Source organism: Streptomyces avermitilis MA-4680 = NBRC 14893 (genome assembly GCF_000009765.2).
GTDB classification, from domain to species: Bacteria; Actinomycetota; Actinomycetes; order Streptomycetales; family Streptomycetaceae; genus Streptomyces; species Streptomyces avermitilis.
This window is the reverse complement of record NC_003155.5, coordinates 5,475,169-5,487,783: the sequence shown is the minus strand read 5'-3', so window position 1 is coordinate 5,487,783 and position 12,615 is coordinate 5,475,169. Positions and strand designations below refer to the sequence as shown.

Below are 12,615 nucleotides of genomic sequence, written 5' to 3'. Positions count from 1 at the left end.
CATGAGCAGCAGCCGACTCCTCCGTCTCCTTCACCAGGACAAGACCGACCCCTGGGCCGTCCGCCTCCTCCCCCGCCTCGTCTTCGGACTCGCCGCCGCCTGCACCCTCTTCGTCATCGCCTCCTCCAGCGGCTCGAACTTCGTCACCCTCTGCGCCCTGCTGCTGTTCGGGCTGGCCGTCTGGCTGCTGCGCGGGCGCGGGCAGTTGCTGCTGGCCCTCGGTTCCACGACCGTCGCCGCCGCGCTCGCCGGATACTTCGCCGCGGCCGGTGAGGCTGCCCGCTGGGGACAGGGACTGACGGTCAGCGGTCAGGCCGTCTTCGGGTACTGGGCGCTGGCCGGCATGGCGCTGCTCGGTGCCTGGATGGTGAGGGAACATCCCGGACGGCGCGGAGTCACCGTCGTCCTCGCCGATGTGATTCTCGTCATCACCTCCGTCCTAGGCATGTTCGTGCCGGAGGCCGGCGTCGCCGCCGGATTCCTGGGCGTGGTGGGGGTGTTGGCCGTCCGCGGCGGCGGCACCGCCGTGGCGCGCCGGGGGGTGAGCGCCCTGCTCACCGGCGTACGGCGTGACCGTGCCGCGCAGCCGGGCGCCAAGGCCACTGAACGGGCGGACAGTTGATGTGCGCGTGAATGTTGTGAGCCGTCACTGTGTGAGAGCGCCCATGGCTTTGCAGATGCGTTGCGTGCGGTTGACAGAATGTTTTAAAGTCCCTCGCGATCAAGGATCACCACGGGGGACAACAAAAATGCGTATGGCGAGCCATACGACGCTGCCTGCAATGCCCGCTCCACCTGCCCGCGGGCCCGTACGGGCCTATGTGCCGGACGCCGCGCTGCCCTGCCGGCGCCGTCCGGACGTCTTCCAGCACCCGTTGCTGGAGAACGCGGAGGCGGTACGGGGCGGTACGCCGCAGCAGCGTCGTCAGTACCTCATCCTGCTCCGCACCGCGCGCGACCTGTGCGCATCCTGCCCGTTGTGGGCGGAATGCCTCCAGGACGCGGTCGCGCACGCCGAACCGTCCGGGTACACGGCCGCGACCACGGCGGACGACCGCCGTCGGCTGCGCCTGGCCCTCGGGCTCGGCGACGAGAACGGCGACCTGCCCGTCCGCGAGGCGGCCGGACCCGGCTGCATGTCGGTGCCCCGTCGGCTGGCGCGACTCAGGTCCCGTACATCCGACGCCACCGCACTCCGCCCGGCCGACCCCGCCCTTCCCGAACTCGAGCGGGTCCTGGACGCCTTCGACACACTCCAGGACCAACTGGCCTCAGGACAGGACCTGTTGGCGGCCGGACCATCCGACACGGACGCACCGGAATCGTTGCAGTCGCATATTCGCCCCGGTTCGCGAAGATCGCGGACGCCGAGGGAAAGCAGGAACGAGGAACCCATGGCAGCGGCCGAGGCCGGGCAGCGGATCGTCTTCTCGCTCACGGATCCCGCCCAGGCCGTACGGCAGGCCGTGCTCGGTCCGCTCATCCGGTCCGCCCTGCCCGCGCTCGTGAGCGTGGAACAGCTCGCGGCGATGCTGCTGACCGTGCCCGGGGGCGGCATCACCCCCGAGACGCTGCGGGACATCCGCGAGGTGCGGACGGCGGTCACCTCGATGCTCCCGGACGACGCTCCCGACCACGGCGGGACGGAAGGGACGGAAGGGACGGAAGGGACGGCAGGCACGGCAGATGCAGCGGGCCCGAACGGCGCCGTCGGCGCGGCCGGTGTCGCGGGCGGCGGTACCGTCCCCCTCGCGCTCCTGCGCCCCCTCACCGGCTCCGTCAGTGTCGAGCTCGCCATGAGCGACCCCGTGGCCGCGCTGCGCCGCGACTTCCTGGAGCCGCTGCTGCGCGACCTGCTCTCCTCGCTGGCCAACATAGAGAAGGTCGCCACCATGCTCGCGGCCACCTCCGACCGCACGGCCGGGCCGGGTGACGGCGCCGACGACGCCCCTCTGGAGACCGTACGCGCGGCCTTGCGCGAGCTCACGTCCCGCCTGCCGCACCTGGGTTCGCACACCGCGCCCGCCGCGCTACGCCCCCCGCCGCACCCCAGCGAGGGCGGCCACGACCGCCGTGCCGCGTCCGTGCCCAGCATCCGTGCCGCCGTCGAGCGGGCCGCGGAGACCTTCCCGGGCGCCTTCTCGGCCCGCGACGTCCTGCGCACCCTGCCGGCCGGCGTGTACGGCGACCCCGCGAAGACCATCAGCAACGTCCTGTCCGCGATGGTCAAGTCGGGTCACCTGCAACGGCTTTCCCGGGGTACGTACACTCGCGACCGCGGCCCGGGCCCGGCCGACGGTCAGGAGCGGGCGAAGAGCGCCTGACCCGACCCCAGCTCCGCCCCCGGCCGGCCTCGACCCCGGCCCCCGTGCAGCCCGCGTCGCCTCCCCCGCCGCCCCAGCCAGAAGGACGCCCACCGATGACCGAAACGACCCCGCCCGTCAGCCCCGTCGCGCCCGCCGCCGCGGAGGCGACGGGCGCCCAGGTGCGCGTCTTCTCCCCCAACGCCGGGCTGATCGACGGCGTCCCGGTCACCGCCCCGCCCTACGGGGACATCCAGGACATCGTCATCTCGATCCTCCAGCAGCGCGCCCAGCAGCTGGGCGCCCCGACCCCGGCCGTCATCACGGACGACCGCTACGGCGGCGAGATCCGCCTCCTCGTCCATCCGGACGGCTCGACGGAACAGGTGGGCTGACCGGCCCGGGGCCCCACAGGGCCTCCGGCGCCGGGGCGGGGTCCGTCACAGCCCTTACCGCTCCGGCGCCGGCGACAAGTCCGTCACAGCCCCCGCGCTCCGGCGCCGGGCCCCGGCCCGCACGCCCCTTCACACCCCCGCGGCCCTCGCCGCTACCGCCGTCACGCGGCGCGGCGCCGGCCGCTCCGGCCGCTCCCGTCCCGCTACTTCAGCCCGATGGCCGAGCACGCCGACTTGTACTTCGCCGTGCAGATGTCCTTGATCTTGTAGATCCCGTCCTGGATCACCGTGTCCTCGATGTTGTCCTTCGTGAGGGCGACCACGGGAACGAGCTGGGCCGGGATCTTCTTGTCCGTCGGGCTGTCGACCTTGTCGCGGGTCAGCGCGTCGAACTCGATCGAGCGGCCCTGCACCTTGGCCACGGCCATCTCGGCGGCGGCGGTGGCCTCCTGGGGGTACGACTTGTACACGCTCATGTACTGGTCGCCCGCCACGATCCGCTGCACGCCGTCCAGCTCCGCGTCCTGCCCGGTCACCGGCGGGACCTTGCTGACGCCCGCCGTCTTCAGCGCGTCGATGATCGCGCCGGCCATGCCGTCGTTGGCGGAGTAGACGCCGGCGATGTTGCTCAGCCCGATGGCCTGGATCGCCTCCATCATGTTGGCCTTGGCGTTGGCCGGCTTCCAGTCCTTGGTGTCGTACGACTTCGCGACGTTCACCTTGTCCTGGAGCTCGCTGAGCGCGCCCGCCTTGAACTGCGCGGCGTTCGGGTCGGTGGGCGACCCGTTCATCATGACGACCTTGTCGGTCGCGGCGTCGCTGCCGAGGGCGCCGACGAGGGCGCGGCCCTGCACCTGGCCGACGAGCTCGTTGTCGAAGGAGATGTACGCGTCGATCGGCCCCTGCGCGAGGCGGTCGTACGCGATCACGGGAATGCCCGCGTCCTTGGCCTTCTGGATGTCGCTCGCGATGGCCTTGGAGTCGACGGCGTCCACGAGCAGTACGTCGACCTTGTCGGTGATCATCTGCTCGAGCTGCCGGCTCTGCTTGGCGGCGTCCTGGTCGGCGTTGGCGTACGCGACGTCGCCCTTGCCCTTGGTGAGGTTGGCGACCTGCTCCTTGATGATGGGGTAGTCGAACTTCTCGTAGCGCGAGTTCTCCTTCTCGGGGAGAAGCAGGCCCACCGTGATGTCGTTGCCCTTCTTCGGGCTCGCCGAGCCGCTGGCGTTCCCGATCCCGTCGACCACCCCGCAGGCGGACAGGGAGACGGCCGCCGTGGAGGTGGCCAGGGCTATGACGGTACGACGCGTACGGCGCATACCGGTGTTACGAGTGTTCACATCAGGTGCCTTCCGGGCGGGGGAGCAGCGTTGCGACCCAGGTGGCTGAAAGCCAACGCGGCCACCGCACCCAGCGTCAAGGAGTACGGGTTAACGAGATGGCAACAGCATTTCTGTGTAAGTCAAGTGAAGACCAAGGCAAGGTGGGGAAGGGTAGCCGTTTCGACACCTTCATCTGATGGAGATCCTGAGGTTGACGAGGCATCAACTTCCCAGGTCAGGAAGGGTGTTCGCCTGATCACCGAGCGTGCATGAGGCGCCTTTCCGCGCCGCCGCCCGTGTCGTGTCCGGCGTTCCCGCCGCTCTCACGCGCCCCGCTCGTCGCCGCCGCGCCACCGCTCGACGCCCACGGAATTGTCCACATGCTGGACAGTCTCGGTGCCGGCCGACGCGGCCCGGGATGCCGCACCGACCGGGAAAGCCGCACGCGAAGGGCCCGGAGGCGTCGGCCTCCGGGCCCTTCGGGCAGATGCGAAGCCGTCAGTCCGAGGACTGGCGCTTCGGCCGCCACACGACCAGCGCGCTCGTCTGCTGGACCTCCTGGTACGGGACCAGGTCGCGGCGGTACGAGGCGTGGACCGCGGCCTCGCGCTGCTGCATCATGGCCGCCGCGCCGTCCAGGGCCGACTCCAGTTCCACCACGCGGGACTGGAGCGCGGCGACCTGGTTCTCCAGCTCGATGATGCGCTTGATGCCGGCCAGGTTGATGCCCTCGTCCTGCGACAACTGCTGGACGGTGCGCAGCAGTTCGATGTCGCGGGCCGAGTAGCGACGGCCCCGGCCGGCGGTGCGGTCGGGGGAGACCAGGCCGAGACGGTCGTACTGACGCAGGGTCTGCGGGTGCAGGCCGGAGAGCTGGGCCGCCACCGAGATGACGTAGACCGGGGTTTCCTCGGTCAGTTCATAGGGGTTCCGACGACGGCCGTCCATCTCCTCATGCTCCCTTCGCGGCCTGGAACAGCTCCGCCCGCGGGTCCTCGCCCGCGGTCGCCTCGCGATACGCCTCCAGGGCGTCACGAGCCTTGCCCGACACGTCCTTGGGCACGGTGACCTCGACCGTGACCAGCAGGTCTCCGCGGGTGCCGTCCTTACGGACCGCGCCCTTGCCGCGGGCCCGCATCGTACGACCGTTGGGCGTGCCCGGCGGCAGCTTCAGGGTGACGGCGGGGCCGCCCAGGGTGGGCACCTTCACCTCGCCGCCGAGGGCCGCCTCCGCGAACGTGACGGGCACGGTCACCGTGAGGTTGTCGCCCTTGCGGCCGAAGACCGGGTGGGCGTCGACATGCACGACGACGTACAGATCGCCCGCCGGTCCGCCCCGTTCACCCGGGGCGCCCTTGCCGCGGAGCCTGATGCGCTGGCTGTCGCTGACCCCCGCGGGGATGCGTACCTGCATCGTCCGGGAGGACTTGGCGCGGCCGCTGCCCTTGCAGATCTCGCAGGGGTTCTCGGCGATCAGGCCGCGGCCCTTGCAGTCCGGGCAGGGGTCGGTCAGCGAGAAGCCGCCGCCCGAGCCCCGCGCCACCTGTCCGGTGCCGACGCACGTCGGGCACACGCGCGGTGTGCCGTTGGCGTCGCCGGTGCCCGAACAGGCCTTGCAGGGGGCCTGGGAGGACATGCGCAGCGGCACCGTGGCACCGTCCACCGCCTCCGTGAAGCTCAGCGTGACCTCGGACTCGATGTCCTGGCCGCGCCTCGGCTGGGTACGCGTGCCGGTGCCGGGGCCGGCGCCGCCACGGTTGAACAGGCCGCCGAAGACGTCACCGATCCCGCCGCCGAAGCCGCCCCCCGCGCCGCCGCCCTGCTGCGCGCCGCCTCCGAAGAGGTCGCCCAGGTCGAAGTTGAAGGAGCCGCCCTGAGCGCCGGGGCCGGGACGGAAGCCGCCGTTGCCGAAGAGGGTGCGTGCCTCGTCGTACTCCTTGCGCTTCTTGGTGTCGCCGAGAATGTCATTGGCCTCGGAGATCTCCTTGAAGCGCTCCTCCGCCTTGGCGTTGCCCTTGTTGGCGTCCGGGTGGAACTCGCGGGCGAGCTTCCGGTACGCCTTCTTGATCTCGGCCTCGGTGGCGTCCTTGGGGACGCCGAGGACCTTGTAGTAGTCCTTCTCGATGAAGTCCTTGGTACTCATCCTCGACGTCCCTCCTTCCGTACGCCCTTTGTCACGTCAGCCCTCTTCCGGGCCACCGCTCTCCTTGTCGTCGGCCGCCTCCGCCTCGTCGGCCTTGACCGTCTGCGCGCCCGGCTGGGGCTCGGCGACGGCCACCCGCGCGGGCCGGATGGTCCGCTCGCCGATCCGATACCCCGGCTGCAGAATCGCCACGCACGTCGTCTCCGTGACGTCGGGCGCGTACGAGTGCATCAGGGCCTCGTGGATCGTCGGGTCGAAGGGCTCGCCCTCCTTGCCGAACTGCTGGAGCCCCATCTTCGCCGCGACGGTCTCGAGCGACTCGGCCACCGACTTGAAGCCGCCGACCAGTTCGCCGTGTTCCCGCGCGCGGCCGATGTCGTCGAGCGTGGGCAGAAGCTCGGTCAGGAGGTTCGCGATGGCGATCTCCTTGACCGCGATCCGGTCGCGCTCGACCCGGCGGCGGTAGTTCTGGTACTCGGCCTGGAGTCGCTGGAGGTCCGCCGTGCGCTCGCCGAGCGCCGTGCGTACCTGGTCCAGCTGGGCCGTCAGGCCGGCCGTCTGGGCCGCCGTCTGGGCTGCTGCTGCCGCGTCCCCGGCCGGGGCCGCCCCCTCGGAGGGGGCGGCCTTCGGCTCGGCGTCTTCAGGGGTGGCGCCGGAGGGGACGTCAGGCTTCTCGTCGAAACCCGGGGTCTCCTCCGTCACGCGGCACCGTCCTTGCGGTCCTCGTCGACGATCTCGGCGTCGACGACGTCGTCGTCAGCGGCCTTGGCGTGCTCGCCGCCGGCGGCACCCTCGGCGCCGCCCGCCGCCTGCGCGGCCTGGGCGTCGGCGTACATCGCCTGGCCCAGCTTCTGCGAGACAGCGGCGACCTTCTCGGTGGCCGTACGGATCTCGGCGGTGTTGTCGCCTTCGGCGGACTCGCCCTTGAGCGCGGCCTTCAGCTCCTCGATGGACGCCTCGACCTCGGTCTTGACCTCGCCGGGGACCTTGTCCTCGTTGTCCTTGAGGAACTTCTCCGTCTGGTAGACGAGCTGCTCGCCCTGGTTGCGGGTCTCGGCGGCCTCGCGGCGACGGTGGTCCTCGTCCGCGTACTGCTCGGCCTCCTGGCGCATCCGGTCGACCTCGTCCTTCGGCAGCGAGGAGCCGCCGGTGACGGTCATCTTCTGCTCCTTGCCCGTGCCCAGGTCCTTCGCGGTCACGTGCATGATGCCGTTGGCGTCGATGTCGAAGGCGACCTCGATCTGCGGGACCCCGCGCGGGGCCGGCGGCAGACCGGTCAGCTCGAACATCCCGAGCTTCTTGTTGTACGCCGCGATCTCGCGCTCGCCCTGGTAGACCTGGATCTGCACGGACGGCTGGTTGTCCTCGGCCGTCGTGAAGATCTCGGACCGCTTGGTCGGGATCGTGGTGTTGCGCTCGATGAGCTTGGTCATGATGCCGCCCTTGGTCTCGATACCGAGGGACAGCGGGGTCACGTCGAGGAGCAGGACGTCCTTGACCTCACCCTTGAGGACACCGGCCTGGAGGGCCGCGCCGATGGCGACGACCTCGTCCGGGTTCACGCCCTTGTTGGCGTCCTGGCCGCCGGTCAGCTCCTTGACGAGCTCGGCGACGGCGGGCATACGGGTGGAGCCACCGACGAGAACGACGTGGTCGATCTCGGAGAGGTTGATGCCCGCGTCCTTGATGACGTTGTGGAACGGCGTCTTGCAGCGCTCCAGAAGGTCAGCGGTGAGCTGCTGGAACTGGGCGCGCGTGAGCTTCTCGTCCAGGTGCAGCGGGCCCTCGGCGGACGCCGTGATGTAGGGCAGGTTGATCGAGGTCTCGGTGGACGAGGACAGCTCGATCTTGGCCTTCTCGGCGGCCTCGCGGAGGCGCTGGAGGGCCATCTTGTCCTTGGCCAGGTCCACACCGTGGCCGGCCTTGAACTGCTGCACCAGGTAGTCGACGACACGCTGGTCCCAGTCGTCGCCACCGAGGTGGTTGTCACCGTTGGTGGCCTTCACCTCGACGACGCCGTCGCCGATCTCCAGGAGGGACACGTCGAACGTGCCGCCACCGAGGTCGAAGACGAGGATGGTCTGGTCGTCCTTGTCGAGGCCGTAGGCCAGGGCGGCGGCCGTCGGCTCGTTGACGATGCGCAGGACGTTCAGACCGGCGATCTCGCCGGCCTCCTTCGTCGCCTGGCGCTCCGAGTCGTTGAAGTACGCCGGGACGGTGATGACCGCGTCCGTGACCTTCTCGCCCAGGTAGGCCTCGGCGTCCCGCTTCAGCTTCTGCAGGATGAAGGCGCTCATCTGCTGCGGGTTGAAGTCCTTGCCGTCCAGGTTGATCTTCCAGTCAGTGCCCATGTGGCGCTTGACCGAACGAACCGTCCTGTCGACGTTCGTGACCGCCTGACGCTTGGCGACCTCGCCGACGAGCACCTCACCGTTCTTGGCGAAGGCGACGACGGACGGCGTGGTCCTGGCGCCCTCGGCGTTGGTGATGACGGTGGGCTCGCCGCCCTCCAGAACGCTGACGACGGAGTTAGTCGTGCCCAGGTCGATGCCGACCGCACGTGCCATTTCAATTCCTCCAGCAATGACTTGAGTGGAACGGACTCAAGTGTGCATCACCCAAGTCGCTGGGTCAACAGACCTGAGTCGAGCCGACTCAAGTCTTATCCGCTCCTTACACGCAAGGAAGCGCCGGGAGGCGGGACAACTCCCGGTCGGGTGCCCCGATCGGGGTGCATGCGAAACCCCCGATCGGAGGGCACCCGAACGCGGAGCAGCCCGAGGACCGAGACCCCCGCGGCACCCGCCACCCAGCACGCGGCGCCCGGCCCCGCCCACCCCAGGTCGATGAGGAGCCCGACGAGGGCCGAGGCGAAGGAGGCGGCGCCGATGACGACCGCCGCCCCGCGCGCGGTGAGCCCGAGTCCGCGCAGCCGGTGCGCCAGGCCCCGCCGGCCCGCGCCAGGGCCCGGGCGGCCACCGCGCAGCCGGCCCGCGAGCACGAGGACGCCATCGGCGGTGGCCACGGCGGTCAGCGCGAACAGGGCACCGGCGCTGCCCAGCGGCTCCCGCCCGGCGTGCACGAGGACCGCGGCCGAGGCGAGCACGAACCCGGTGAACAGCGCCCCGCACCGCCCGGCCACGGTCCGCGCGGGCGCCCAGTTGTGCATCAGGAACCCGGTGAGCGCGGCGGCCAGCACGCTCAGCAGCGCCGCGAGTCCGTCCATGACCTCGGCGGCGGCACACCCGCCGAGCGCGAAGGCGGTGACGACGCCGACGGTACCCATGACCCCGTCGGCCTGGTCGAGCGAGCCGAAGGCACTGGTCACGAGGACGATCCAGGCGGCCGCGAACAGCCCCGCGCCGGCGCCGAGTTCGTCGTACGGGACGACGGCCGCGGCGGCGGCGGCCTGCCCGGCCAGCCGCACGACCCGGGGGACGGGCCGCAGATCGGCGACGAGCCCGAGCGCGCCGACCCCGGCCCCGACGACGAGCAGTTCCCCGACCCCGGTCCCGAGCCGGGCGACACCGGACCAGTCCCCCACCCCGGCGACGACCACGGTCCCGACGACGACCGCGGCGCCCCCGAGCCGCGACACCGTCCGCCCCCGGCGCCGCTCGACGAGGCCGAGCCGCAGCGCGGGCACCCGCAGCACCGCGGCGAGCGCGGAGGCGAGGAGGAGGGCCGAGGTGGCGGCAATGATCCCGTACAGCACGGGTCCAAGTTATTGCCTGATGTCACAATTTTGCGTGAATAACACGATCGGGTTTACCGCCCCCTTCCGGGGCTTCGTCCGGAGAGGGCGGCGGTATCCCCACTCAGGCTGACCTCAGCGACGCAGATCACCGCCCGCCTGGCTACAGTGCGGCGCAGGAAGTGGGTAGTCTCAGACGGACTGCATAAGTTACCGCTTAGTAATCACTCTCAAAGAACCGCCTCGCAGGCCCGAGGAGCCCCCAAATGCAACTCGCCGCGATCATCGTGTCGCTGGTCCTGACCGTGGTCGGCGTGGCGCTGCTCGCACGCGCCATCGGCCAGTTCGTCCGGTATTTCAAGCTCGGCCAGCCCGTGCCCGCCGGCACCCGGACCGACAACCCCTATCAGCGCAGTGTGACGCTGGTGCGGGAGTTCCTCGGCCACACGCGGATGAACCGGTGGGGCATCGTCGGTTTCGCCCACTGGTTCGTGGCGGTCGGCTTCCTGACGCTGCCGCCGACCATCATCACCGCGTACGGCCAGCTCTTCGAGGCCGACTGGACGCTCCCGGTGATCGGCGGCTTCCTGCCGTACGAGCTGTACATCGAGTTCATCGCGGCGATGACCACCCTCGGCATCATCACGCTGATGGCGATCCGCCTCCTGAACCTGCCGTCGCGGCCCGGCCGCAAGTCGCGGTTCGCGGGCTCCAAGATGGGCCAGGCGTACTTCGTCGAGTACGTCATCCTCACCATCGGTCTGGCGATCTACGTACTGCGCGGCCTCGAGGGCGCGCTGCACCACGTGGACCACTTCGAGGCGGCGTACTTCGCCTCGTACCCGCTGATCCTGGCCTTCAAGGGCCTGGGCCTCGGCACGCTCCAGAACCTCGTGTACTTCACCGCGATGGTCAAGCTGGGCACCACCATGATCTGGATGATCACGGTGAGCCTGAACACCAACATGGGTGTCGCCTGGCACCGCTTCCTCGCCTTCCCGAACATCTGGTTCAAGCGGAACGCGACCGGCGGGACGGCCCTCGGCGGGCTCCAGCCGATGACGTCGGGCGGCAAGCCGATCGACTTCACCGACCCCGGTGAGGACGACGTCTTCGGCGTCTCCCAGGTCGAGCAGTTCTCCTGGAAGGGGCTCCTCGACTTCTCCACGTGCACCGAGTGCGGCCGCTGCCAGTCGCAGTGCCCCGCCTGGAACACCGGCAAGCCCCTCTCCCCCAAGCTCCTCATCATGTCGCTGCGCGACCACGCGCACGCCAAGGCCCCGTACCTGCTGGCCGGCGGCGGCAAGACCATGGAGGGCGAGGAGAAGGCGAGCGAGGAGCAGCTCAAGGACGTGCCCGCCGCCGCTCTGGCGGAGGCCGAGCGTCCGCTGATCGGCACCCTCGAAGAGAACGGCGTCATCGACCCCGACGTCCTGTGGTCCTGCACCACCTGCGGCGCCTGCGTCGAGCAGTGCCCGGTCGACATCGAGCACGTCGACCACATCGTCGACATGCGCCGCTACCAGGTGATGATCGAGTCCGCGTTCCCGTCCGAGGCGGGCACGATGCTCAAGAACCTGGAGAAGAAGGGCAACCCCTGGGGGCTGGCCAAGAAGCAGCGCCTGGAGTGGACCAAGGAGGTCGACTTCGAGATCCCGGTCGTCGGCCGCGACATCGAGGACCTGTCCGAGGTCGAGTACCTCTACTGGGTCGGCTGCGCCGGAGCCCTGGAGGACCGCGCCAAGAAGACCACCAAGGCCTTCGCCGAGCTGCTGCACATCGCGGGCGTCAAGTTCGCGATCATGGGCGGCGACGAGAAGTGCACCGGTGACTCCGCCCGCCGCCTGGGCAACGAGCCGCTCTTCCAGGAGCTCGGCATGGAGAACGTCGCCGCGCTGAACATGGCGTTCGGCGAGGATGACGAGGACGAGTCGACGAAGAAGCCGAAGTCGGCCAAGAAGATCGTCGCGACCTGTCCGCACTGCCTCAACACCATCGGCAACGAGTACCCGCAGCTCGGCGGCGACTACGAGGTCATCCACCACACCCAGCTGCTCCAGCACCTCGTCGACGAGGGCAAGCTGGTCCCGGTCACGCCGGTCGAGGGCATCATCACGTACCACGACCCCTGCTACCTGGGCCGCCACAACAAGATCTACACGCCTCCGCGCGAGATCATCGGCAAGGTGCCGGGCCTGCGGAACGAGGAGATGCACCGCCACAAGGAGCGCGGCTTCTGCTGCGGCGCCGGTGGTGCGCGGATGTGGATGGAGGAGCGGATCGGCAAGCGCATCAACAACGAGCGTGTCGACGAGGCTCTTTCGCTGAACCCGGACATCGTGTCGACCGCCTGCCCGTTCTGCCTCGTCATGCTGACCGACTCGGTCAACGGCAAGAAGAACGACGGCAAGGCGAAGGAGTCCATCCAGGTCGTCGACGTCGCCCAGCTGCTGCTCGACTCCGTCAGGACGCCCCTCGACCCGGCCGGCGAGGCCGAGGCCGAGAGCGCGCCGGAGCCCGAGCCCGTGAAGTAACGGGCACGGCCCCGTCACGGAGCACCCCATGCCCCTGGTTCAGCCCAGGGACATGGGGTGCCGTCGTTTCCGGATCCCCTCACACCGGGCCGACCTACTCGTTGATTTCTTCTGTGTCAAGTCCCGAACTGTCGGAACATGACCTTTCTGCGCGCTGCGGGCTTACTTGAAGTACGGGCTCACCGGAAACACCGGAAAGCAAATGGGGGCCCGGCCGGGCACGA

General features: G+C 70.0%; 10 protein-coding genes. 4 read left to right on the top strand and 6 right to left on the bottom strand.

Annotated elements, in window-relative coordinates:
- The first annotated feature begins 1 nt into the window (after position 1).
- From SAVERM_RS23195 to SAVERM_RS23185, 3 genes are all read left to right on the top strand, one after another.
- Positions 2-622, top strand: a complete 621-nt coding sequence (locus SAVERM_RS23195) for a hypothetical protein (protein WP_042493454.1) — start codon at positions 2-4, stop codon at positions 620-622.
- Positions 623-782: 160 nt separating this feature from the next.
- A complete protein-coding gene (locus SAVERM_RS23190; RefSeq protein WP_237528880.1) occupies positions 783-2,324 on the top strand; it encodes a WhiB family transcriptional regulator in 1,542 nt (513 codons plus the stop codon).
- Between the two features lie 95 nt (positions 2,325-2,419).
- On the top strand, positions 2,420-2,698 hold the full coding sequence (locus SAVERM_RS23185) for a hypothetical protein (RefSeq protein WP_037649090.1): 279 nt from the start codon (positions 2,420-2,422) through the stop codon (positions 2,696-2,698).
- A gap of 203 nt (positions 2,699-2,901) precedes the next feature.
- Here SAVERM_RS23185 and SAVERM_RS23180 read toward each other — a convergent pair whose 3' ends face one another.
- The 6 genes from SAVERM_RS23180 to SAVERM_RS23155 all read right to left on the bottom strand — a co-directional run bounded on the left by SAVERM_RS23180 (position 2,902) and on the right by SAVERM_RS23155 (position 9,878).
- The gene (locus tag SAVERM_RS23180; protein ID WP_037649088.1) at positions 2,902-4,017 is read right to left on the bottom strand and encodes a sugar ABC transporter substrate-binding protein; all 1,116 of its coding nucleotides are present in this window, start codon (positions 4,015-4,017) and stop codon (positions 2,902-2,904) included.
- Between the two features lie 501 nt (positions 4,018-4,518).
- The gene (locus SAVERM_RS23175) at positions 4,519-4,968 is read right to left on the bottom strand and encodes a heat shock protein transcriptional repressor HspR (protein ID WP_010985912.1); all 450 of its coding nucleotides are present in this window, start codon (positions 4,966-4,968) and stop codon (positions 4,519-4,521) included.
- Positions 4,969-4,972: 4 nt separating this feature from the next.
- Positions 4,973-6,163, bottom strand: coding sequence for a molecular chaperone DnaJ (dnaJ, locus tag SAVERM_RS23170; protein WP_010985911.1), 1,191 nt, complete (start codon positions 6,161-6,163; stop codon positions 4,973-4,975).
- A 36-nt stretch (positions 6,164-6,199) separates the two neighbouring features.
- On the bottom strand, positions 6,200-6,865 hold the full coding sequence (gene grpE / locus SAVERM_RS23165) for a nucleotide exchange factor GrpE (protein WP_010985910.1): 666 nt from the start codon (positions 6,863-6,865) through the stop codon (positions 6,200-6,202).
- The gene (dnaK, locus tag SAVERM_RS23160) at positions 6,862-8,730 is read right to left on the bottom strand and encodes a molecular chaperone DnaK (RefSeq protein WP_010985909.1); all 1,869 of its coding nucleotides are present in this window, start codon (positions 8,728-8,730) and stop codon (positions 6,862-6,864) included. Before dnaK ends, grpE begins: the two co-directional genes overlap by 4 nt.
- A gap of 95 nt (positions 8,731-8,825) precedes the next feature.
- Positions 8,826-9,878 (bottom strand): MraY family glycosyltransferase, encoded by a 1,053-nt coding sequence (locus SAVERM_RS23155; protein WP_010985908.1) that lies wholly within the window; start codon positions 9,876-9,878, stop codon positions 8,826-8,828.
- Positions 9,879-10,123: 245 nt separating this feature from the next.
- Here SAVERM_RS23155 and SAVERM_RS23150 point away from each other — a divergent pair, with 245 nt between their 5' ends.
- Complete coding sequence (locus SAVERM_RS23150; protein WP_010985907.1) at positions 10,124-12,391, top strand: (Fe-S)-binding protein; 2,268 nt, start codon at positions 10,124-10,126, stop codon at positions 12,389-12,391.
- Positions 12,392-12,615 lie beyond the last annotated feature (224 nt).